Origin of the sequence: Agrilactobacillus fermenti, assembly GCF_047943045.1 — a bacterium.
Lineage (GTDB): Bacteria > Bacillota > Bacilli > Lactobacillales > Lactobacillaceae > Agrilactobacillus > Agrilactobacillus fermenti.
The window spans coordinates 1,706,189-1,728,854 of sequence record NZ_CP181347.1 but is presented as its reverse complement, the minus strand read 5'-3'; the positions used below and the strand labels follow the sequence as shown (position 1 = coordinate 1,728,854).

The 22,666-nt window shown below is 42.9% G+C and carries 18 protein-coding genes, 15 tRNA genes and 3 rRNA genes; 29 read left to right on the top strand and 7 right to left on the bottom strand.

Annotated elements, in window-relative coordinates; translation table 11 throughout:
- Nucleotides 1–51 precede the first annotated feature (51 nt).
- Nucleotides 52–2,778, bottom strand: coding sequence for a transglycosylase domain-containing protein (locus tag ACNAN0_RS08635; protein WP_416353088.1), 2,727 nt, complete (start codon nucleotides 2,776–2,778; stop codon nucleotides 52–54).
- A gap of 147 nt (nucleotides 2,779–2,925) precedes the next feature.
- On the opposite strand from ACNAN0_RS08635, the gene ACNAN0_RS08630 reads away from it, so the two are divergent.
- Nucleotides 2,926–3,621 (top strand): YjjG family noncanonical pyrimidine nucleotidase, encoded by a 696-nt coding sequence (locus ACNAN0_RS08630; RefSeq protein WP_416353087.1) that lies wholly within the window; start codon nucleotides 2,926–2,928, stop codon nucleotides 3,619–3,621.
- A gap of 48 nt (nucleotides 3,622–3,669) precedes the next feature.
- Nucleotides 3,670–4,125, top strand: a complete 456-nt coding sequence (locus ACNAN0_RS08625; protein WP_230914449.1) for an ASCH domain-containing protein — start codon at nucleotides 3,670–3,672, stop codon at nucleotides 4,123–4,125.
- 84 nt (nucleotides 4,126–4,209) lie between these two features.
- Here ACNAN0_RS08625 and pepV read toward each other — a convergent pair whose 3' ends face one another.
- The 3 genes from pepV to ACNAN0_RS08610 all read right to left on the bottom strand — a co-directional run bounded on the left by pepV (nucleotide 4,210) and on the right by ACNAN0_RS08610 (nucleotide 7,548).
- A complete protein-coding gene (gene pepV / locus ACNAN0_RS08620) occupies nucleotides 4,210–5,625 on the bottom strand; it encodes a dipeptidase PepV (RefSeq protein ID WP_416353086.1) in 1,416 nt (471 codons plus the stop codon).
- A gap of 73 nt (nucleotides 5,626–5,698) precedes the next feature.
- On the bottom strand, nucleotides 5,699–6,079 hold the full coding sequence (locus tag ACNAN0_RS08615) for an ArsR/SmtB family transcription factor (protein ID WP_230914451.1): 381 nt from the start codon (nucleotides 6,077–6,079) through the stop codon (nucleotides 5,699–5,701).
- 5 nt (nucleotides 6,080–6,084) lie between these two features.
- Nucleotides 6,085–7,548: a glycerophosphodiester phosphodiesterase gene (locus ACNAN0_RS08610; protein WP_416353085.1), complete on the bottom strand. Its 1,464-nt coding sequence runs from the start codon at nucleotides 7,546–7,548 to the stop codon at nucleotides 6,085–6,087.
- 101 nt (nucleotides 7,549–7,649) lie between these two features.
- On the opposite strand from ACNAN0_RS08610, the gene ACNAN0_RS08605 reads away from it, so the two are divergent.
- From ACNAN0_RS08605 to ACNAN0_RS08570, 8 genes are all read left to right on the top strand, one after another.
- Complete coding sequence (locus tag ACNAN0_RS08605) at nucleotides 7,650–7,964, top strand: hypothetical protein (protein WP_230914453.1); 315 nt, start codon at nucleotides 7,650–7,652, stop codon at nucleotides 7,962–7,964.
- Between the two features lie 92 nt (nucleotides 7,965–8,056).
- Nucleotides 8,057–8,128: transfer RNA gene (locus ACNAN0_RS08600), tRNA-Asn, on the top strand.
- A gap of 100 nt (nucleotides 8,129–8,228) precedes the next feature.
- Nucleotides 8,229–8,831 (top strand): metallophosphoesterase, encoded by a 603-nt coding sequence (locus tag ACNAN0_RS08595; protein WP_416353084.1) that lies wholly within the window; start codon nucleotides 8,229–8,231, stop codon nucleotides 8,829–8,831.
- A 98-nt stretch (nucleotides 8,832–8,929) separates the two neighbouring features.
- Nucleotides 8,930–9,145 carry a hypothetical protein gene (locus ACNAN0_RS08590; RefSeq protein WP_416353083.1) on the top strand — a complete coding sequence of 72 codons (216 nt, stop codon included), beginning with the start codon at nucleotides 8,930–8,932 and terminating at the stop codon, nucleotides 9,143–9,145.
- A 198-nt stretch (nucleotides 9,146–9,343) separates the two neighbouring features.
- Nucleotides 9,344–10,726, top strand: a complete 1,383-nt coding sequence (locus ACNAN0_RS08585; protein WP_416353082.1) for a bifunctional metallophosphatase/5'-nucleotidase — start codon at nucleotides 9,344–9,346, stop codon at nucleotides 10,724–10,726.
- Between the two features lie 15 nt (nucleotides 10,727–10,741).
- Nucleotides 10,742–11,341 carry a YutD family protein gene (locus tag ACNAN0_RS08580; protein ID WP_230914457.1) on the top strand — a complete coding sequence of 200 codons (600 nt, stop codon included), beginning with the start codon at nucleotides 10,742–10,744 and terminating at the stop codon, nucleotides 11,339–11,341.
- A gap of 29 nt (nucleotides 11,342–11,370) precedes the next feature.
- Entirely contained in the window at nucleotides 11,371–12,153 is a 783-nt protein-coding gene (locus tag ACNAN0_RS08575) for a TIGR01457 family HAD-type hydrolase (protein WP_230914458.1), read from the top strand.
- A gap of 43 nt (nucleotides 12,154–12,196) precedes the next feature.
- Entirely contained in the window at nucleotides 12,197–12,790 is a 594-nt protein-coding gene (locus ACNAN0_RS08570; RefSeq protein ID WP_416353081.1) for a TIGR01906 family membrane protein, read from the top strand.
- Between the two features lie 46 nt (nucleotides 12,791–12,836).
- Here the strand turns inward: ACNAN0_RS08570 and ACNAN0_RS08565 are convergent, their stop codons facing one another.
- The 3 genes from ACNAN0_RS08565 to ACNAN0_RS08555 all read right to left on the bottom strand — a co-directional run bounded on the left by ACNAN0_RS08565 (nucleotide 12,837) and on the right by ACNAN0_RS08555 (nucleotide 15,087).
- On the bottom strand, nucleotides 12,837–13,499 hold the full coding sequence (locus ACNAN0_RS08565) for a DedA family protein (RefSeq protein WP_230914460.1): 663 nt from the start codon (nucleotides 13,497–13,499) through the stop codon (nucleotides 12,837–12,839).
- Nucleotides 13,500–13,582: 83 nt separating this feature from the next.
- Complete coding sequence (locus ACNAN0_RS08560; protein ID WP_416353080.1) at nucleotides 13,583–14,089, bottom strand: phosphatidylglycerophosphatase A; 507 nt, start codon at nucleotides 14,087–14,089, stop codon at nucleotides 13,583–13,585.
- A gap of 14 nt (nucleotides 14,090–14,103) precedes the next feature.
- A complete protein-coding gene (locus ACNAN0_RS08555; RefSeq protein ID WP_416353079.1) occupies nucleotides 14,104–15,087 on the bottom strand; it encodes an NAD(P)/FAD-dependent oxidoreductase in 984 nt (327 codons plus the stop codon).
- A gap of 151 nt (nucleotides 15,088–15,238) precedes the next feature.
- On the opposite strand from ACNAN0_RS08555, the gene ACNAN0_RS08550 reads away from it, so the two are divergent.
- The 19 genes from ACNAN0_RS08550 (at nucleotide 15,239) to ACNAN0_RS08460 (ending at nucleotide 22,666) form a co-directional block, all read left to right on the top strand.
- Nucleotides 15,239–15,829: a peptidylprolyl isomerase gene (locus ACNAN0_RS08550; RefSeq protein WP_230914462.1), complete on the top strand. Its 591-nt coding sequence runs from the start codon at nucleotides 15,239–15,241 to the stop codon at nucleotides 15,827–15,829.
- A gap of 1 nt (nucleotide 15,830) precedes the next feature.
- The gene (locus ACNAN0_RS08545; protein WP_230914463.1) at nucleotides 15,831–16,211 is read left to right on the top strand and encodes a CvfD/Ygs/GSP13 family RNA-binding post-transcriptional regulator; all 381 of its coding nucleotides are present in this window, start codon (nucleotides 15,831–15,833) and stop codon (nucleotides 16,209–16,211) included.
- A 390-nt stretch (nucleotides 16,212–16,601) separates the two neighbouring features.
- Nucleotides 16,602–18,164: ribosomal RNA gene (locus tag ACNAN0_RS08540) — 16S ribosomal RNA — on the top strand.
- Between the two features lie 75 nt (nucleotides 18,165–18,239).
- Nucleotides 18,240–18,313, top strand: a tRNA-Ile gene (locus ACNAN0_RS08535).
- Between the two features lie 23 nt (nucleotides 18,314–18,336).
- A tRNA-Ala gene (locus ACNAN0_RS08530) sits at nucleotides 18,337–18,409 on the top strand.
- Between the two features lie 114 nt (nucleotides 18,410–18,523).
- Nucleotides 18,524–21,439: ribosomal RNA gene (locus ACNAN0_RS08525) — 23S ribosomal RNA — on the top strand.
- 77 nt (nucleotides 21,440–21,516) lie between these two features.
- A 5S ribosomal RNA gene (rrf, locus tag ACNAN0_RS08520) occupies nucleotides 21,517–21,633 on the top strand.
- Together the 16S, 23S and 5S rRNA genes with 14 tRNA genes alongside form the textbook arrangement of a ribosomal RNA operon.
- 7 nt (nucleotides 21,634–21,640) lie before the next feature.
- A tRNA-Val gene (locus ACNAN0_RS08515) sits at nucleotides 21,641–21,713 on the top strand.
- A gap of 2 nt (nucleotides 21,714–21,715) precedes the next feature.
- Nucleotides 21,716–21,788, top strand: a tRNA-Lys gene (locus tag ACNAN0_RS08510).
- A gap of 12 nt (nucleotides 21,789–21,800) precedes the next feature.
- A tRNA-Leu gene (locus ACNAN0_RS08505) sits at nucleotides 21,801–21,883 on the top strand.
- A 19-nt stretch (nucleotides 21,884–21,902) separates the two neighbouring features.
- A tRNA-Thr gene (locus tag ACNAN0_RS08500) sits at nucleotides 21,903–21,975 on the top strand.
- A 5-nt stretch (nucleotides 21,976–21,980) separates the two neighbouring features.
- A tRNA-Gly gene (locus ACNAN0_RS08495) sits at nucleotides 21,981–22,052 on the top strand.
- 15 nt (nucleotides 22,053–22,067) lie between these two features.
- Nucleotides 22,068–22,152 (top strand) — tRNA-Leu (locus ACNAN0_RS08490).
- 5 nt (nucleotides 22,153–22,157) lie between these two features.
- A tRNA-Arg gene (locus ACNAN0_RS08485) sits at nucleotides 22,158–22,231 on the top strand.
- Between the two features lie 4 nt (nucleotides 22,232–22,235).
- Nucleotides 22,236–22,309, top strand: a tRNA-Pro gene (locus ACNAN0_RS08480).
- 28 nt (nucleotides 22,310–22,337) lie between these two features.
- Nucleotides 22,338–22,411: transfer RNA gene (locus tag ACNAN0_RS08475), tRNA-Met, on the top strand.
- Nucleotides 22,412–22,419: 8 nt separating this feature from the next.
- A tRNA-Ile gene (locus tag ACNAN0_RS08470) sits at nucleotides 22,420–22,493 on the top strand.
- A gap of 22 nt (nucleotides 22,494–22,515) precedes the next feature.
- Nucleotides 22,516–22,589 (top strand) — tRNA-Met (locus ACNAN0_RS08465).
- Between the two features lie 4 nt (nucleotides 22,590–22,593).
- Nucleotides 22,594–22,666, top strand: a tRNA-Asp gene (locus ACNAN0_RS08460).

Here is a 22,666-nt window from a genome sequence, read left to right as displayed (position 1 = left end):
TTTAGGTGTTTTTTTGGTTACCCTTATTTTTGGTTCCAATACGAGTTATTTTTACCGGTAGGCGTTATAACTCGTAGCTGTGTTGCTGTTACTGCTATAAGTCCCATAGGTTGAATTGGAATTTAAGCCAGAACCTGAGTAATTGTAGTTATTATAGTTATTTTGCTCGCTGTCATTAGTGTTATTGTAGTTACCTTGACTGTAGCCGCTGTAGGTCCCACTGCCAAAGCTCCCATAAGTGCCATAAGAACCATTGCTGTAATAGTACTTAGAGGCGTCGTCTTCAACCGAATCATCTGGGTCTCGAACAGTCTTGCCTGTGTAGGTAGAAGTAATGCCATAGTCATTGCTTGCACCAAAGAAATGGTTCCAGAATAATTTATAGTTCTTTTCTGTGCCGCCAATACCAAATTGATAACTGACATCTTTCGGCAGCTCATCATTATAGTAGGCTTTGACTTTTTTTCCGGTGACATGGGCATTAGCACCATTATAGGTAATTGCACCAGACTTTGTGCCCGTATCTTCTAAAACCGTATCCGTTTTAACTGTACTTGGTTGTTTCATCTTTTGATTTAATTTAAACATTTTAGGATTAGTTTTGTATAAAGCTGAAATAATATTAGACCAGTAAGTTAAATTGGCATCACTTGAAGACTTATTTAAAGTATAGTTATGACCGTAAAAGTTATCATAACCAATCCAAGAGGCCATTGTCACGCCCGGGGTGGAACCAATGAACCAAATATCACGATAATCATTAGAAGTACCAGTCTTACCAACCAAATCACTCTCAGAAAACGGTAATTGGTAAGAAAGTGTTGAAGCCGTACCTTTGGTAACCACACCATTCAACATCTTTTGCATGATGTACGCTGTGCTCTTAGAAAAGACTTGTTTCTTAGTTGCCGGTGCTTGGTAGATCACTTTGCCAGATGGATCCGTGATCTTTGAAATGACGTGGGGCGTTACGTGGGTACCTTGATTGGCAAAAGTAGAGAAAGCACTAGCTTGCTGTAAAACAGAGACACCATTTTTGGTACCACCTAAAGCAATACCTAATTCACTGTATTCTTTATCAGATAGATGAATGCCCATTTCAGACATGTACTTTTTCGTATTCTTACCACGCTGTAAGGCATCGTATAGATTAACCGCTGGAATATTATAGGATTCTGCTAATGCCTCACTTGCTGAAATAAAGCGATTTTGAATTTGTTGCCCAAAATCTGTTGGGAAATAACCATGGAAACTTACTGGGAAATCGGCGATCATCGACTGAGTATTGATCAGCTTGTTTTGGACAGCGGGTCCATAAACCAACATCGGTTTGATTGATGAACCTGGCGAACGCTTAGTATCAAAAGCATGATTTAATTGGAATTTTGAAAAATTACGACCCCCAACAAAAGCTAGGACAGCACCGCTTTGATTATCCAATAGCACTGTTCCATTTTGAACGTATTCGGTAAACTGAGTTGGTTTTTGTGTCACTGGATCCGTGATCGTTGATGTTTTCGAGGTACCAAGATAAGGGGCGGCTTGTTTCGAAGCCACTTGCATTTCATCGTAGAGTTTTCGATCAATGGTACTATGCACACGATACCCCTTTTGCCGTAATAACTGATCGGCTTGATTCCAATACGTATTATATTGATCTTTGTTCTTGCGGACAGTTGTGACATTTTTACCATCCTCATGAATCAGTTGGTCGATCAAAATATCGCGTGCTTCAACGGTGATCAAGTTATAAACATAACCATAGCCGCGGTTTTCAGGCTGAGGTTCCGTTTTAGGTTGGAATTCTGCTTTAAGATCGACTTTTTTGGCAGCATCGTATTCAGATTTAGAAATGTCATTATGACGATACATCCGAAAAAGAACCGTATTTTTGCGATCCAAGCCAGCTGAAATATCTTTTTTCAAAGTTCCATTTTGCTTATAGGGGGTGTAAACAGAAGGACTCTGGGGCAAGCCAGCAATAAACGCAGATTCAGCTAAATTAAGATCAGCCGCATGTTTGTTGAATAACCCTAGAGCAGCTTGTTCAACACCACCAACGTTTTGGCCTTTATTATTGCGGCCAAAAGTTGCAGCGTTTAAATAATCTGTCAAAATTTCTGACTTTGTAAAGTAATTATCCAATCGGACAGCTAGTAAAATTTCAATGGCTTTACGTTTAAAGGTCGTTTCTGAAGATAGAATTTTCATTTTAACCAGTTGCTGGGTCAAAGTGGAGCCACCAGTTTGTGTGCCAAGACCGGTTAAATCTGAAAGTAATGCCCGTGAAATTGCTTTCGGTACGACGCCATGATGCTGGTAAAAATACTCATCTTCCGTAGCAACGATTGCCTTTTTTAAATAAGGCGAAATTTGATTGCTTTTTACTGGTGTCCGAATTAGATCGGTTGTCAAATTACCAAGTTTGTCATTTTTAGCAAAATAAAAGGCTGCCGATTCATTAGAATCTTCAATTTGATTCTTCATTGCTTGATAACTGGGGACCTCTTCTTGGCTTGCCAATGACGCAAAATAGCCTAGTCCGATACCAATACCCAATCCTGCTAAGACGATTAGGAAACTTAATAAAATTAGTAAGACTGTTTTCAAAGAGCTGATCGTGACGTTGAAATAAAAGCGGATCCGTTGCCAGACTGATAGCTCAGTTGGGTCAACCGTCTGTTCATCAGAAACTGCTTTGATTTCATATGTAAAGAAATTACCGATTCGTTTGAAAAGATTTTGTAATTTCTGCCACCATGATTGTGGTTCTTTCAAAATGCTTCCCACCTTTTTTCATACAGATGTCATTATATAACAGAATGAAATTAGAATATAGTTTTAGTTTGTCGACATTGTTTGAGTTGTTCTCTAAATTAATGGTGCGTATAATAAAAAAATAATCTCGTTAATTTGGAGGTCATTGTGAGCTATAAATTTTTACTATTTGATTTAGATAATACAATATTTGATTTTGATGCAGCAGAGGCAGCAGCCCTAAGCCGACTATTTGAACAATTAAATATACCCTTAACACAGGATATTCGGCGCAAATATCATCAATTCAATCAAAAACTTTGGCAAATGTATGAAAAGGATGAAATCAGCCGGTCAGAATTGTTGGAGGCCTGGTTTCCATTATTTTTTCAAAAGCTACGGGTGCCATTACATGGACTGAATCCGGGTAAGATTTATCGTGGTTACCTACAAGAAGGTCATCAGTTATTACCAGATGCAAAGTTCATTTTACAACAATTGGCTAAATCATTTCGGCTTTTTGCAGTCACAAATGGTATTAGCGCAACACAGCGGCAAAGATTAGATGATGCCGGTATTATTTCTTATTTTGATGATCTATTTATTTCCGAAGAAATTGGCCATCAAAAACCAGCAAAATCTTTTTTTGATTATGTTTTTGCCCATATTCCTAATTTTGAATTAGCTGAAGCGGTGGTTATTGGGGATTCGTTATCTTCTGATATACTCGGTGGTACGAATGCTCATGTAGATACAATTTGGTATAACCCTGATTTTGTGCCAAATCATAGTTCGATCCACCCAATTTATCAAATCGCACATTTGACGGATCTACCACAATTATTAAGCAATCAAGTCGTGTGAGTTTATGCTATACTAAAATTAAAATTCTGAAAAACATGGGGTATTGGTATGCAACGAAATCGGATTGAACAATTTTGGGATAATTATCGTCAGATAAATCCACAAGCACCCGAACAATTTCAAGCTTGGGCGTTCGGCTCGGGTGCTAAGATGGCCGACGAGTTGGCAGATCTAGTGCTGGCAGGCAAGAAGACCGCAACTGCGTCTAACTATTTATTATACGAGCTGACCAATGAACCCTTGCCACAGGTAGGGGACCTAAGTATTGTTTTGAATGGTTCACAGCTGCCAGTTTGCGTTATCCGAACCACCAAAGTTTATGTTACGCCTTTTAAGGATGTGACTGCTGAACATGCGGCTAAAGAAGGTGAGGGCGATCGTTCGCTAGCTTATTGGCGTTCCGCGCATGAAAAGTTTTTTGCTGAGGAGTTAGCTACAGTGGATCAGCAATTTACAGATAATATGATGGTTGTTTGTGAAGAATTTGAGGTTGTATATAGTTAAATGATCAAGAAAAAATGATGTGATTTTCAGAAGTTAGCTTAACAGCTAGTTTCCGAAAAACACATCATTTTAATTTATTTAAAATTATTCAGCAGTTTGTGTCAAACGATAGATTGCATCAGCATAGATAGCACTGGCTTTTAAAATATCTTCAATATACATTAATTCATTAGGCTGATGCATAAGATCTTTACGACCCGGGAATTGAGCTCCGAATGCAACTCCGCGTTTTAAAATACGGCCGTATGTTCCGCCGCCAACGATAATTTCTTCGCCGGGTTGACCAGTATGATCTTCATAGGTTTTCAGTAAAGTCTTGACTAGCGGATCACTTCCTGGCACATAGTGGGGCACTTCAAAATGACCTTTTGTGGCAATATTAAATTGTGCGCCAAAATGATTACTTAGTTGTTGGGTCATTTGTTCAACAGTGGTTCCTTGAGGGTAACGCACGTTTAATAGAATGCTGGCTTGACTATTGGCGCGATCGTAGTTAAAGATTGATGCACTGACTGTTAGTGGGCCCATTAAGTCGTCGCGGTAAGCAATAGCGATATTTTGGCCATAGATATCTTCATGTAGATCATTTGCGATGACTTTGAGATATTGCTGTCCGCTAGCATCAAATGCCCATTGATTCAAGAAACTTGCTAGGAATGTAGCACCATTGCGGCCCTCTTGAGGATTGGCCGCGTGGGCACCTTGTCCTTGTAGTAATAAGTCATAATAGCCACCCGTATGTGTTATTGAACCTGTTAGGTGATTGGTCGATAAATATTGATCGAAAGCTGCTTCAAAATCTGGATCAAAGTCATGCTGCACACGTGCTTGAGCTGAATGAGGCACCATATTATCGCGAATCCCACTTTTGAAAGTCAAAAGGGTATAAGTACCAGCTTCGGCGTGCGTTAAATTTTGCGTCAATACAAAAGAAACAATGCCCTTTTCACCGTTGATAATTGGAAATTCAGCATCAGGTGAAAAGCCCCAATCTGGTGTGGGCTCTTGTTCGAGATATTCATGTAAACCGACCCATTCACTTTCTTCATCCGTACCTAGGATAAAGTGGATACTTTGTTTAGGTTCGAAACCTTGATCTTTTAGAAGTTTCAAGGCGTAATAAGCGGCCATGACAGGGCCCTTATCATCTGAAGTACCTCTGGCAATGATTTTGCCATCTTGAATGACCGGTGTAAAAGGATCTGTCTGCCAACCTTCACCTGCTGGAACGACGTCGACATGGCCTAATACACCTAATATTTGATCACCGGAACCAAATTCAATGCGTCCGGCAACATTATTGATGTTTTTAGTCGCAAAGCCATCACGCTCGGCGAAAGCCAACATCTTTTGTAAAGCCTTTGCTGGTCCAGGGCCTAAAGGAAAATCTGATGTTTTATGTTCAATATCACGTTCACTATTGATTGCCAATAATTCACTTAGATCGCGAATTAAGTCGTCCTGGTAGTCTTGGATCGCGGTTTGCCAATTGATTGTCATGTGAATCCCTCGCTTTTATTCAAATTAAATTTTATGAGCTCTTTAGTATTGTATGCAGTTCGGCATCATTTGGCTAGCTTTTTGTATCTGATGAGCGTTTTTTATGATTCTCAATTTCATTAACGTGTTCCAATACTAAGCGGAAAATGTTGATGATATGATCATCTGCTAGCGAATATAACACTTCTTTACCGACTTTACGGTTCTTGACTAGTTTGGCTTCTTTTAAAGCACGTAATTGATGGGATACCGAGCTTTGCGACATATCTAAAATACTGGCGATATCCAAAACTCGCAATTCCGATTCGTATAAGGCATAGAGAATGGTAGCTCGAGTTTTATCACCGAACGTTTTGAGCATTTGGGTCATATCATTAATGGTTTCACTGGGCGGGATCGTTTGACGAACCCGACGAATAATGGCTTCATGGTTGACAGTTTCATCTACAGACATAAATATCATCCTTTAATATTAAGATTAGTCGTCAGGGGATAAAGTATCGTACTCATTTGTGATGAGGGGCAAAAGCTGGTGAGCTGTTGGGAAACAGTACTACTTTGTTTTTTAGCGGTGGACACTTTCAAGTGGGTCAAGCTTGGCAATGAGGCTAATAAATCAACATTATTTGGTCGTTGATCATTATGCTCATGTAAAAATAAGTTGAGGGCAAAGTCATTATTGTGGCCTTGATTGTTAAAATCTACCAAGACTTTATCTCCTTGGATCCAGCCACTAGCGAGTTTGAACCAAAGTGTATTCGCAATTCGCCGGACGGCTTGTATGCGATAATTTTGATTGGGGAAAATTAAGCCACTGGTCTGCTGGGGATAAAGCGGCGAATGATAAGCGACTTGCATCGATGTTTCTGGTTTTAGGCGGAGGGTCTTGTTCAAATAGTTTATGTTATATAATAAGTCATCTGCGTTATTTAATGCGTCTGCAGAAACAAAACGATTTTCGCCGATTTGATAGTATGTTTGCGCACCTAAATTGACGACCTGGGTTGCTTTAACGATTTGAAAGGGTTTCAAAGGTGCTTGAGTCAACTCAGTTCGATACGGATTCTCATAAGTAGGCACGCGATGATTGCTAACTAAGGTGACGGCTTCATCAATGTTGCGAATGCGGGCATCATCTTTACTTTGCTGATAGCTGGCACCAACAGCGGGATAATTCGTAACCACACCATCAATCGGCAAATTAACGATTTTATTCCAACTTTGCTGTTTTTCGGTCATTTCGTCCCAAATATAAACTTGTTTGCCCAAGTAATGCAATTGATCAACTAGTTGCGGCGTGACCAATTCGGAAGAAATATTGATGCCGGTAACATATTGCAAGGCATCGAAATTGATGCGTTTTAAGCTGCCAACAATAAAGATACGAGGGACATTCGGCAGTAAGGTCTGCATTTGACGCAAGCTTTCTAAGGAAAAGGAATGGATCATGACACGATTTTCCATATGGTATTTCTTAACCGCGGCAGTGATCAGTGCTTCCATATCTTTGGGATTGCCAGATTTTGTCTTTTTTGTTTCTAATAAAAACTTGGTATTAGGCTGGTTTTGATAATGGGCAAAAAGCTCATCCAAACTATGGATGGGTTCGCCATTAGCACTATGGAGTTTTTGCAATTGTCCAAAAGGCATTTGGGAAACAATGACCCCTTGGCCGGTGACACGCTGCAGATTACGGTCATGAGAAATGACCAATACGCCGTCTTGAGAACGATGTAAGTCTAATTCGACGTAATTAGCTCCCTCAGAAAAGGCGGTATCAAAACTTTGAAAAGTTTCTTCTGGCGCATTGATTGGATCACCTCGGTGTCCCACAACTGTAAATCCTGTGGTAAAATAAAAGACGCTGAGTAAGGCAAACAAACTTAAAAGTAATGTTAGTTGTTTTGGTTGATTTTTTTTCATGTTAAACACTATTCCTCAATTTTGATTACAACTAATAAACATACCATGAAATAGAGTTTCGGGCTACTATACATCCCGGATCAAAGCTGGAGGTAAATGGCTTGACACAAAGTTATCAAGATTTGAATTTGATTGAAGAAATTACCCGCTTGGATGGTAGTAAGTATTATGAAGTCGCCAACATTTTTATGAATGGACGCGCTGAATTGGCAGCCATTCGAGGATTTATCAAGCAAGTTAAAATTTTGCAGTTAAACATTCCTAAATCAACGGCGGTCAAAGTTTATGAACAATACGTTAATGATACTTATACTTTTCCAGCGGAGGATTTTGACCACTGGGAAGAGTGGCAAAAGCCCGCTGGTAAAATTGAAACGGCTTTTCAACAAATTCTAAAAGAAAACCATATTGGTTAAAGAAGTTCTCATAATGAATTGTTTTTCACAACAAATTTTAAAGATTACCCTTTACAGATTAGATAATATTTGATATTATATTTTTTGTTGATTGGCCAGTAGTTCAGTGGTAGAATGCCAGACTGTTAATCTGTGGGTCGTTGGTTCGAATCCAACCTGGCCAGTCGATATAAGCTTAGAGATTAGGCTTATTTTTTTTGACATCTGTTAATGATAAAATTCGAATCGTAAGTTTAATTTTAAGAAATAGAAAAGAGTCTAGATATGATTTACTATATTTCTGATACGCATTTCTTTCATGCTCAATTATTGGCGCCCAATGATTTTGCACCACGGCATTTTTCTGATGTTGCGTCAATGGATGAACAAATGATCACAGCCTGGAACGCTCGTGTAGCTGACAAAGATACTGTCTATCATTTGGGGGATATAGCATTACGACCGGGTAATTTTCCAAAGCCGGCAGAAGTCTATACCCTCATTAAACGCTTGAATGGTCATATTGTTTTCATTAAAGGTAATCATGACGCTCGGGAGCTGTTTAAATATATTGCTCAGCACAATTACGATTTAAATGGGCAGCCGAAGTATCAATTTGAAGATGTGGGTGCGCTGATCAAATTTGACCATGCTCAATATTACTTGACGCATTACCCATTGTTGTTGGGCATTGCAACCCAAATCTATAATCTTCACGGACATATTCATCATAATATGATGCCAACGGCGCTAAATATTAATGTTGGGGTGGATGCACCAGAACGGGAGCTATTGCCAGCACCATTACCCTTTGGCACGCCACTTACGGGATCAGAGATTGAAATGATCATTCAAAAGAAGCAACAGCTATTAGCACAAAAAAATTAGTGAATATTAATTTTCACATTGATTTCTAATTTTGGGTTCGTTATACTAATTATATCATTGTTATTGGAGGGGATTGTTTGCTGGGTGAGCGAAACTTAATGGCATTAAGAAGTAGGGTACTGGAATTGACCAAATCTGAGTATCAAGAAGATGTTGCTGCAATTTTAATTCTTGCTTTCCGCAAATACCAACAGCAGCAATTGTCTCAGGATTATTTCAATTACAGTTTGATGCCGCAGCTGGTACCCTTAGTAAAAGCTGAAGCGTTACAAACAGTTGAAAGTATGCTGATTTCATTAATTCAAACAAACTAAAATTATGGATCAGGCAAAAGACAGCCAAAATAGGGTGTCTTTTTTTAATATGAATTATTTTCTCCTAGCAATGCAGGACAATTAATGAGAGAATAAAGCACATATAAATGGTGCTTGACGGGGGTTCGTTGTTTCATTACGATTGACATTAGTTAGGTTCACCGTCTAGGTATAAAACGATTCATGGAGTTGACAGTAATGGCTGCAGAGACAATTGAGATCGTCCATACGAATGATTTACATTCACATTTAGAAAATTGGCCGCGAATTCGACGGTATATTCAGGCTGTTCAAGCTACAGAATCACAAGCAGGGCAGACAGTCTTGGTTTTTGATATTGGTGATGCAGAAGATCGGGCCCATCCTTTGACCGAAGCAACGAATGGTGAAGCTAATGTTGCGCTATTAAATCAAATCGGGTATGATGCTGTGACGATTGGTAATAATGAGGGGATCGGCAACAGTCATGCTCAGTTGGAGCACTTATATGATCACGCCAATTTTGATGTGGTCTTAGCTAATTTGTTTGAAAAAGATGGCTCACGACCTAAATTTGCTCAGCCCTATAAACAAATGACGACAAAACAAGGCACACGTGTGACGATTATCGGTCTTACGGCACCATTCTTCCTAACTTACCAACCGAATGGCTGGCAGCCACGCGTGGTTCAAGATGTGCTTCCAGATATTTTAGCGCAAACACGAGCTTCAACGGATATTTTTGTTGTGCTTTCTCACTTAGGTATTGAAATGGATCGTTATTTGGCAAAGCACTTTCCAGAATTGGCCGTAGTTCTCGGCTCACATACACATCATTTATTACCTCATGGTGAACAGCACGGGCATACAATGTTAGGCGCTGCCGGGAAATATGGTCAGTACATTGGTAAGATGACTTTGAATTTAGATGCGCAACATCATATCATACAAACAGTAGCGACTGTCCAAAAAACCAGTGAACTGCCTGAAGAACCTGAAGACAAGACTGAAATTCAAGACTACGCGCATCGAGGTCATGCGTTACTGCGGCAAGTAAAAATCGCCAACATACCTGAACCGTTGGTGACAGCGATTGACCGACCAACGAATATGATTCACTTAGCTTTGAAAGCCCTAAGAGTAAAGGGGCAAACTGAAGTGGCTATTTTAAATCAAGGCTTATTTTTACGTGATTTGAAGGCGGGTATAGTAACAATGGATGATCTGCATGATCAAATGCCACATCCAATGCATTTATTGCGGGTCACCTTACGTGGTTATGATTTATGGCGTTTAGTTATGGAGATGGAGAAGAATCGGTTGTTTTTACGTCATTTTCCAATTAAAGGTATGAGTTTTCGAGGGAAGTTGTTTGGTGAACTGGTTTATGATGGTTTAACTATTGAACCAGGAACACGACGCGTTTTGTGGCATGGGTCAGAGCTTAATCCTGAACAGACTTATACAATTACTGTTTTAGATCACTATTTGTTTATTCCATTCTTTCCTACAATTGAGATCGTGGGTGAAAATGAATTTCTTTTCCCTGAATTTTTGCGTAATGTTGTTGCTGATTATTTACAACAACACTATCCAGTTTAGAAACGAGGCAAGCCGTTGACAGAAAAAAATGAAAAAAAGACGCCGAAAAAAGACGCCGTCAGCAAACTAAACGAAATTTTAGACGAAACTGTGTCAACGCCAGAATTGACTAAGTATGCTCGAGTCTTAGATGGGCAGCTAATGATCAATGGCGTGGATTATGAGCTTGTGGTCAATTACAAGGATGCCTTTAACCTTGATGCTTTAAATGAACGTTATAGTGAAGTACTCAATAAGTATGACTATATCCTTGGAGATTGGGGGTATGACCAATTAAGGCTACGGGGGTTTTATCAAGATGGGAATCACCACGCCAATCGTGACCAACTTATTGGGACTGTACAAGATTATTTGTATGAATACTGTAACTTTGGCTGTGCGTACTTTATTGTCAAACGGACTGGAAAATTACCTGAACGTGATATTCGCCGTAATGCTAAACCGCAACGTCGGCGGTCGGCCCGGGCACGCAATCAAAGTCAACGCCCAACTTCTAGAGTTGCTAATGATCATCACAAAGTTGATTCCCGTAAGAAGGCCGTTGCTCAGCCCAAAAGGCAAGCGCCAAAGCGGAAATCATTTACCATGCGGCAACTTGATGATGATCAGAATTAAAAAATTATAAATTTATTTGGAGTGTTATTGTGGATAAGAAAGATTACGCTGGCTATTTTATTGATTTAGATGGCACAGTTTACAAAGGCAAAGAACGGATCCCTGCAGCAAAGCGCTTTGTTGAGCGTTTACAAGCTGCCGGCAAGCCGTTCTTATTTTTGACGAACAACACGACTAAAACCCCTGAGGCAGTCGTAACCAATTTAGCGGAAAACCATGACATTCATGTCACCCCAGATACGATCTATACGCCAGCCCTTGCAACAGCCAGTTATTTAACGGATCAAGTCAACGGGCAGCCAGCAGAGCACAGTGTTTATATTATTGGCGAGTTGGGTTTGAAGAAAGCAATTCTTAGCGAAGGATTTAAACTCAATGAAGTTGACCCCGATTATGTCGTTGTTGGCCTAGATTATGACGTGACTTATCATAAGTTCGAATTAGCAACACTAGCCATTAAACGCGGTGCGACTTTTATTGGCACTAATGAAGATACAAATTTACCCAATGAACGTGGCTTAGTACCAGGAGCCGGTTCAGTAATTTCACTTGTAGAAACGGCAACACAGCAGAAGGCCTTTTACATTGGTAAACCACAAAAACCAATCATGGCTGCTGCCTTGAAAAAGATTGGCTTACCTAAATCGTCAGTTTTAATGGTTGGGGATAATTTAAATACTGATATCCAAGCTGGCTTTAATAGTGATGTGGATACGCTTCTAGTTTTAACAGGTTATAGTAAGCGTGCAGATTTGGCCGATCGGAAGCAACAACCAACTTACGTGGTTGAGTCATTGGATGAGTGGGTTTAAGATGCAGCGATTCAAGCGATGGTGTGGGCAAGCCTGCATTTTGATGGTCATATTGACAAGTGTCATTTTCGTAACGATTATGAGTACTTTTATTTTGTACCCAATCGACGCGCATATTCAGCAGTTACCTGAATTAGAAAATATGCCTTTAGGCCGTTTGTACCATAATTATGTTCAACTAATGGCTTTTTTGCATTTTCCTTGGCTGACACAGCTGCGGATGATGGATTTTCCGAGTTCTTTAAACGGTATTGCTCATTTTCGAGATGTAAAGCAACTATTTATTTTGAATGATTTATTGATGCTGGTATTGGTGCCCTTAGCAATTCATATTTGGCGGAAATGGCGTCGAACTGGTCAACTATGGCAATTAAAGTTGCCATTTCAAATGGGATTTTTAGTGCCAATAATGGTTGCTTTAGCAGCAAGTATTAATTTTGACCGTTTTTTCATTACTTTTCATCATTTATTTTTCCGCAATCGCAATTGGCTGTTTGATCCCAGCACAGATCCGATCATTAATGTTTTACCAGAAAGTTTTTTTAGCCATTGTTTTATTTTAGCGTTTGTTTTATTTGAAGCGGCCATGTTATTGGGCCTTTATCGCATAAAACATGTGTCTGATCTAAAAAAATAAGCTTGTCATCCGACTGATTTTAGCCGTGATGATAAGCTTTTTTAGGTTAATCTTTTGGGACTTCAACTTTAGATTTTTGAAATTTGTTTTTAAAGAAGACGAAAACCATAGGTAAAACAGAGATAACAACAATGGCAATGGCCACTAGTGAAAAGTGATCACGAACAAAAGGAATATTACCGAAAAAGTGACCAGCGCCGACACATAGCGTGACCCATAAAAAACCGCCAATAAAGTTATAGAGTATGAAATGACGATAATTCATGTGGCTGCCGCCAGAAACAAAAGGTGCGAACGTCCGCACAATGGGGATAAACCGAGCAATTGCAATTGTTTTACCCCCATGACGATCGAAGAAGTCTTCGGCCACCTTTAGTTTGTCCCGATTGATCAGCCGACCAAAGAAATTCGTTTCTAAAGCTTTATCACTGAGATGGCGGCCAATTTCGTAGTTAACGGTGTCGCCAATGATAGCGGCTGCGAGGAAAATCAAAAACAACAACGGTGTATTTAAGTGATAGTTTGGATTGGCTGCCAATGCTGTGGCGGCGAATAGCAATGAATCACCAGGTAAAAATGGGAAAATAACAATACCCGTTTCAATGAAGATCATTAAAAAAAGAATGACGTAAGTCCAATTGCCAAAAGTATTCACTAATGTGACTAAATGATGATCAATATGCAGGATAAAATCGATAAGTTGAGTCATGCATTACCTCCTATTTGTAAATTGAGTATAACTGAAAATCTTTAAGAATTGGTGAAGTAAATATGATGCTTTGCACGACTTTGTTAATAAATATCCTCTTCATCATTAGGGTGGCTATGGGCCATTCGACCTGCGGCGGCAGCGGCAATTGCACCGACAATATCATCTAAAAAGGTATGCACTTCACCTTGTTTATGAGCATTTAATTCGGCCAAAATCCCCGGTTTGATCTTATCGATATAGCCATAATTCGTTAGGCCGATGGAACCATAGACATTGACGATTGAAAGGGCGACGATTTCGTCCACGCCATATAAGCCTTCGTCGGTTTCAATAATTTTCTGTAATGGTTCTGGCAGTTGTTTTGCTTGAGCCAATTCATCAATCGTAACGCCGGTCATAATAGCATTCTGGACTTCGCGTTTTTTAAGAACCACTAGAACATTATCGATGCATTCTTCTATCGTTAGATCGACAATATAATCTTTTTGCAAGAAATAAACGAGCTCAGCGATACTTTTGATGGATACATTTTCTTGCTGTAATAATTGAATACTGTGTTCGTAGAGATCAATCGGTGATTCAGCCATTGACGGTTCACTCCTTAATTAAAGATTGATGTGGAATGAAGGGGTTGCTTGCGTTCTGGGTAGAGTGTTTCCAAAGCATCATTAACAGCTGCCGGTACCTCACCAAAACCTGTGGCAATCAATTTAACTTTACCTTCATAATAAGCACTATCACCAACACTATAAACTAACTCCCGACTTGTATGCATGTTGTGGTCTACCTTTACGTCAGCACCCTTTAAGTCGATTGCCCAATTTCTTAAGATTCGGCTATCAGAAGTAAAGCCGTAGTTGACCAGTAATTTATCTGCTGTGATCGTTTCATGGTCATCAGACTTCATTTTTTTCAAGTCAATATTTAGTCTTTGATCGGTTAAGGTTAAATCATTTAATAGGTAGGGCGTTTTGATGTTGATCGTCGATTGTTTCATTTTTTCGACGCTAGATTCTAAGCCTCTGAATTTATCGCGGCGATGGATGATCGTCACCGACTTTGCAATTTCATTGAGTGCTAAAGCCCAGTCAATGGCTGAATCACCACCGCCAGCGATAGCAACATCAATATCCTTAAAATCTGCTAAGTCGTTGACATAGTAATTAACATAAGTGCCCTCTAAAGCGGGATCATAATCAAAAGCCAACTTGCGAGGTGCAAATGCGCCGGTACCAATGGCAATGATGACGGATTTAGAATAGAAAGTTTCTTGATCCGTGCCAATTTCAAAAACACCATTATCGTCTTGTGTCAATGTCTTGACCGATGTATCTAAGGTAACTTTGGGTTCAAAAGCAGCCATTTGTTGCTCTAATTGACTGACTAAATCCTTCCCCTTAATATGAGGGAAACCTGCAACATCATAGATTTCCTTCTCTGGGTACAAAGCTAAAGTTTGCCCACCAAGTTGCGGCAAACTTTCTATTAAATGGACATCGGCGTTACGCAAGCCAGCGTAAAAAGTTGCAAACATGCCGACAGGGCCACCACCGATAACTGTGATATCATAAATGTGTTGAGACAATCTCTATAACGCCTCTTTCTTCAAAAAAGTTAAAAGCATTTACAGATTATCATAAAACGCTCGTTTTTTATAGCTTTATGATGCGTATCTTTGCTTTTAGTTATGTTACATTATATTATATGTTGGAATAAAAAGTAGAAGGAGTTTTTTTATGGACTTTCCGCAATTACATTTAGATGAAGTAAAAGGCACTAAGGCGACCGTGCACACAAATATGGGGGATATTGAAGTTCAGTTATTCGATGAACTTGTCCCTAAAACGGTGGAAAATTTTGTTTCCTTAGCTAAAAATGGTTACTATGACAATATTATTTTCCATCGGGTGATTCCTGATTTCATGATTCAAGGCGGTGATCCCACTGGGACAGGTACTGGCGGTGAAAGTATTTGGCATAAACCTTTTGCAGATGAATTCACACCACAGTTATTCAATATTCGTGGGGCGTTATCGATGGCTAATGCTGGTCCAAATACTAATGGCAGTCAGTTTTTCATTGTAAATAATGAGCATGTTAATGAACAAATGTTTCAGCAGCTTAAAGACGCAGGCTACCCTGAAGAGATTATTGCTGCTTATAAAAACGGTGGGACACCGTGGTTAGATTTTCGTCATACCGTTTTTGGTCAAGTTGTTAATGGCATGTCTGTGGTTGACGAAATTGCCAATTCAAAACGTGATGCTGCCGATAAACCGTTGAAGGATGTCGTAATTTTAGGTGTTGATATAACCGAGGCCCAGTAAAATGACATATCGTATTGGCCAGGTACTAAATGGAACAATCACGGGAATACAGCATTATGGTGTTTTTGTTTCATTAGATGAGACAACTCAAGGCCTGATTCATATTTCTGAGTGTGCTCATGGCTATGTCAGCAATCTAGAAAGTTTGTTTCATATTGGACAAAATATTGAAGTTTTAGTGCTAGATATTGATGAGTACTCTAAAAAAATCAGCCTTTCAGTAAGAGCTTTACAAAAAGACCCAAACATTGGCACGAAATGGTGTAAAAAGCATTATTGGACAAATCGGTATGTTGATAGCGGGTTTCAGCCTATATCTACGAACATGCCAAGCTGGTTGCGTCAAGCTGAAAAAGACTTTGGTGTACCTGATGTAGAGTGATGAATATTCATACAATCAAACCTAAATGATCTGAAATCGTTCGGGTTTGATTTTTTTTACAAATTTTCCTTGACGTGGGCCTCGCATCTTGATATTATAATAAACGTTGTTACGACAGAGGTTGCTTAACTGCTTCAAGCGTTGACAAATAACGCATCAGCACTCTTTGTTGTTAAAATGAATGTTGAATATTTATTCAAAATAATTGAAAAAATATGTTGACATCGAATGAAACACTTGATATAATATAAAAGTTGTTTCACGAACGTAGGCCTTTGAAAACTGAACAAAATTTCGACACCAAATGTGCAGGCTAGACCTTTTGGTCTAACAAACATTTGCGAAGTCAATTCGCTAGCAACAAATAATAATGAGTCACAAACTTGAACTTTAGTTGAGAGTTTGATCCTGGCTCAGGACGAACGCTGGCGGCGTGCCTAATACATGCAAGTCGAACGAGAAACTTCTACCGAGTGCTTGCACTCAACTGAAGTTTCGAGTGGCGGACGGGTGAGTGACACGTGCGGCAACCTACCCTAGAGCGGGGGATAACATTTGGAAACAGATGCTAATACCGCATAACAACCAGAAACGATTGTTTCTGGTTTGAAGATGGTTTCGGCTATCACTCTACGGATGGGCCCGCGGCGTATTAGCCAGTTGGTGAGGTAACGGCTCACCAAAGCAATGATACGTAGCCGACCTGAGAGGGTGATCGGCCACATTGGGACTGAGACACGGCCCAAACTCCTACGGGAGGCAGCAGTAGGGAATCTTCCACAATGGACGAAAGTCTGATGGAGCAACGCCGCGTGAGTGAAGAAGGGTTTCGGCTCGTAAAACTCTGTTATCGAAGAAGAACGAGGGTAAGAGTAACTGTTTACCCTGTGACGGTATTCGATCAGAAAGCCACGGCTAACTACGTGCCAGCAGCCGCGGTAATACGTAGGTGGCAAGCGTTGTCCGGATTTATTGGGCGTAAAGCGAGCGCAGGCGGTCTTTTAAGTCTGATGTGAAAGCCTTCGGCTCAACCGAAGAAGTGCATCGGAAACTGGGAGACTTGAGTGCAGAAGAGGAGAGTGGAACTCCATGTGTAGCGGTGAAATGCGTAGATATATGGAAGAACACCAGTGGCGAAGGCGGCTCTCTGGTCTGTAACTGACGCTGAGGCTCGAAAGCGTGGGTAGCAAACAGGATTAGATACCCTGGTAGTCCACGCCGTAAACGATGAATGCTAAGTGTTGGAGGGTTTCCGCCCTTCAGTGCTGCAGCTAACGCATTAAGCATTCCGCCTGGGGAGTACGACCGCAAGGTTGAAACTCAAAGGAATTGACGGGGGCCCGCACAAGCGGTGGAGCATGTGGTTTAATTCGAAGCAACGCGAAGAACCTTACCAGGTCTTGACATCCTTTGTCAGTCTGAGAGATCAGATGTTCCCTTCGGGGACAAAGTGACAGGTGGTGCATGGTTGTCGTCAGCTCGTGTCGTGAGATGTTGGGTTAAGTCCCGCAACGAGCGCAACCCTTATGATTAGTTGCCAGCATTCAGTTGGGCACTCTCAGTCAGACTGCCGGTGACAAACCGGAGGAAGGTGGGATGACGTCAAATCATCATGCCCCTTATGACCTGGGCTACACACGTGCTACAATGGATGGTACAACGAGTTGCTAGACCGCGAGGTCATGCTAATCTCTTAAAACCATTCTCAGTTCGGATTGCAGGCTGCAACTCGCCTGCATGAAGCTGGAATCGCTAGTAATCGCGGATCAGCACGCCGCGGTGAATACGTTCCCGGGCCTTGTACACACCGCCCGTCACACCATGAGAGTCTGTAACACCCAAAGCCGGTCGGGTAACCTTTTAGGAGCCAGCCGTCTAAGGCGGGACAGATGATTAGGGTGAAGTCGTAAGCAAGGTAGCCGTAGGAGAACCTGCGGCTGGATCACCTCCTTTCTAAGGAAAAATTACGGAAAGCCTGTACATGTCGAAATTTTGTTTAGTTTTGAGAGGCCTACGCCAAGACTTATCGGGCCTATAGCTCAGTTGGTTAGAGCGCACGCCTGATAAGCGTGAGGTCGATGGTTCAAGTCCATTTAGGCCCATTGCGATTTTATCGCAACCTTATGGGGGTTTAGCTCAGATGGGAGAGCGCCTGCTTTGCACGCAGGAGGTCATCGGTTCGATCCCGTTAACCTCCATAGCGACCGAAAGGTCGCAAACACTTCGTTCCTTGAAAACCACATATCATGAAATATTCTAATAACCGAGAATCAACTGTGTATTAATTGCCGAACGACCAGCACGAAGTGCTAGGTCAAGTTAACAAGGGCGCACGGTGAATGCCTTGGCACTAGGAGCCGATGAAGGACGGGACTAACACCGATATGCTTCGGGGAGCTGTAAGTAAGCTTTGATCCGGAGATTTCCGAATGGGGAACCTGACTATCCTGATCGATAGTTGGCCGTCAGTGAATTCATAGCTGGCGGCAGGCAGACGCGATGAACTGAAACATCTCAGTAGTTGCAGGAAGAGAAAGAAAACTCGATTCCCTGAGTAGCGGCGAGCGAAAGGGAAGAGCCCAAACCAGGATGCTTGCATCCTGGGGTTGTAGGACTAAACATTGGAGTTACCAAGCGGCGGCTTAGCCGAATGACCTGGGAAGGTCAGCCAGAGCGGGTGAGAGCCCCTTAGGCCAAAGGCCGCTGCCTCCGTTCAGGATCCTGAGTACGGCCAGACACGTGAAATCTGGTCGGAATCTGGGAGGACCATCTCCCAAGGCTAAATACTCCCTAGTGACCGATAGTGAACCAGTACCGTGAGGGAAAGGTGAAAAGCACCCGGAAGGGGAGTGAAATAGTTCCTGAAACCGTGTGCCTACAAGTAGTCAGAGCGCGTTAACGCGTGATGGCGTGCCTTTTGTAGAATGAACCGGCGAGTTACCTTTGCTTGCGTGGTTAAATCAGAAAAGATGGAGCCGCAGCGAAAGCGAGTCTGAATAGGGCGCAAGAGTAAGTAGAGGTAGACCCGAAACCAAGTGACCTACCCATGTCCAGGTTGAAGGTGCGGTAAAACGCACTGGAGGACCGAACCCACGTACGTTGAAAAGTGCGGGGATGAGGTGTGGGTAGCGGTGAAATTCCAAACGAACTTGGAGATAGCTGGTTCTCTCCGAAATAGCTTTAGGGCTAGCCTTGATGTAAGGATCACGGAGGTAGAGCACTGTTTGGACTCAGGGGCCCGTCTTGGGTTACTGAATTCAGATAAACTCCGAATGCCGCTGATCTATCATCAGGAGTCAGACTGCGAGTGATAAGATCCGTAGTCGAAAGGGGAACAGCCCAGATCACCAGTTAAGGTCCCAAAATCTATGCTAAGTGGAAAAGGATGTGGAACTGCGCAGACAACTAGGATGTTGGCTCAGAAGCAGCCACCATTCAAAGAGTGCGTAATAGCTCACTAGTCGAGTGGTCCTGCGCCGAAAATGTACCGGGGCTAAGCATAGTACCGAAACTGTGGATGGACACCGATGGTGTCCGTGGTAGGAGAGCGTTCTAAGGGCGGAGAAGCCAGATCGTGAGGACTGGTGGAGCGCTTAGAAGTGAGAATGCCGGTATGAGTAGCGAAAGACAGGTGAGAATCCTGTCCACCGTATGACTAAGGTTTCCTGGGGAAGGCTCGTCCGCCCAGGGTTAGTCGGGAACTAAGATGAGGCCGAAAGGCGTAATCGATGACAAGCAGGTGGAGATTCCTGCACTGGTCTGCTCCGTTATGAGTGATGGAGGGACGCAGGAGGCTAAGGAAAGCATGCCGCTGGATGTGCATGTCCAAGCAACAAGTCGGGGACTGAGTCAAATGCTTAGTGCTAACGACAAGTTGTGATGGGGAGCGAAATTTAAGTAGCGAAGTTCCTGAGGTCACACTGCCAAGAAAGCTTCTAGCCAGAAGCAGACCACCCGTACCGCAAACCGACACAGGTAGTCGAGGAGAGTATCCTCAGGTGTGCGAGAGAACTCTCGTTAAGGAACTCGGCAAAATGACCCGTAACTTCGGCAGAAGGGGTGCTGACCGCAAGGTCAGCCGCAGTGAAAAGGCCCAAACAACTGTTTATCAAAAACACAGGTCTCTGCTAAATCGAAAGATGACGTATAGGGGCTGACGCCTGCCCGGTGCTGGAAGGTTAAGAGGATCAGTTAGCGTAAGCGAAGCTGAGAATTGAAGCCCCAGTAAACGGCGGCCGTAACTATAACGGTCCTGAAGGTAGCGAAATTCCTTGTCGGGTAAGTTCCGACCGCACGAAAAGGCGTAATGATTTGGGCACTGTCTCAACGAGAGACTCGGTGAAATTATACTACCCGTGAAGATGCGGGTTACCCGCGACAGGACGGAAAGACCCCATGGAGCTTTACTGTAGCTTGATATTGCGTGTTGGTACAGCATGTACAGGATAGGTAGGAGCCGTAGAGCTCGGAACGCTAGTTTCGAAGGAGGCATTGGTGGGATACTGACCCTTGCTGTATGAACACTCTAACCCGCGCCACTAAGCGTGGCGGGAGACAGTGTCAGGTGGGCAGTTCGACTGGGCGGTCGCCTCCTAAAAGGTAACGGCAGGCGCCCGAAGGTTCCCTCAGAATGGTTGGAAATCATTCGCAGAGTGTAAAGGTAGAAGGGAGCTTGACTGCGAGACAGACAGGTCGAGCAGGGACGAAAGTCGGGCTTAGTGATCCGGTGGTTCCGTATGGAAGGGCCATCGCTCAACGGATAAAAGCTACCTGGGGATAACAGGCTTATCTCCCCAAGAGTCCACATCGACGGGGAGGTTCGGCACCTCGATGTCGGCTCATCGCATCCTGGGGCTGTAGTCGGTCCCAAGGGTTGGGCTGTTCGCCCATTAAAGCGGTACGCGAGCTGGGTTCAGAACGTCGTGAGACAGTTCGGTCCCTATCCGTCGCGGGCGTAGGAAATTTGAGAGGCGCTGCCCTTAGTACGAGAGGACCGGGGTGGACATACCGCTGGTGTACCAGTTGTGCCGCCAGGCGCAGAGCTGGGTAGCTATGTATGGACGGGATAAACGCTGAAAGCATCTAAGTGTGAAGCCCCCCTCGAGATGAGATTTCCCATTCAGTTAATGAAGTAAGACCCCTGAGAGATGATCAGGTAGATAGGTCAGGCGTGGAAGTGCTGCGAAGTATGGAGCGGACTGATACTAATCGGTCGAGGACTTGACCAAAAGAACGGCAAGCAGAAGATTCAAGGGTAAAGAAGACATGATATGTGGTTTTGAGGGCACGAAGTGCTCAGGAGAAGTGCGGTGGCGATAGCAAGAAGGCAACACCTGTTCCCATGCCGAACACAGAAGTTAAGCTTCTTAACGCCGAAAGTAGTTGGCGGGCAACCGCCTGCGAGGTTAGGAAGTCGCCGCGCTTTAGATGGAGGTTTAGCTCAGCTGGGAGAGCATCTGCCTTACAAGCAGAGGGTCACAGGTTCGAGCCCTGTAACCTCCATTGAGTCGTTAGCTCAGTTGGTAGAGCATCTGACTTTTAATCAGAGGGTCGACAGTTCGAGCCTGTCACGACTCATTGCCAGATGATGCGGGTGTGGCGGAATTGGCAGACGCGCTAGATTTAGGTTCTAGTGTCCGAAGGACGTAAGGGTTCAAGTCCCTTCACCCGTACTTGGTAATAGGAAATAATGCCGACTTAGCTCAGTTGGTAGAGCATCTGATTTGTAATCAGAGGGTCGGGCGTTCGAATCGTCTAGTCGGCATTTATGCGGAAGTAGTTCAGTGGTAGAACATCACCTTGCCATGGTGGGGGTCGCGAGTTCGAATCTCGTCTTCCGCTTTAACCAGTCCCAATGCCGGGTGGCGGAACTGGCAGACGCACAGGACTTAAAATCCTGCGGAGAGTGATCTCCGTACCGGTTCGATTCCGGTCCTCGGCATACATGCACCCATAGCGCAATTGGATAGAGTGTCTGACTACGAATCAGAAGGTTGTAGGTTCGACTCCTACTGGGTGCATCATCGGGAAGTAGCTCAGCTTGGTAGAGCACCTGGTTTGGGACCAGGGGGTCGCAGGTTCGAATCCTGTCTTCCCGATTGCAACAAATAAAGAACTATATTTTTTGGCGGTGTAGCTCAGCTGGCTAGAGCGTCCGGTTCATACCCGGGAGGTCGGGGGTTCGATCCCCTTCGCCGCTATAGTGCTTGGACCTTTAGCTCAGTTGGTTAGAGCAGACGGCTCATAACCGTCCGGTCGTAGGTTCGAGTCCTACAAGGTCCACTTGGACCATTAATATTGTTATCGCGGGATGGAGCAGTCTGGTAGCTCGTCGGGCTCATAACCCGAAGGTCGTAGGTTCAAATCCTGCTCCCGCAATTTTGGTCCCATGGTGTAGGGGTTATCACGCCTGCCTGTCACGCAGGAGATCACCGGTTCAAATCCGGTTGGGACCG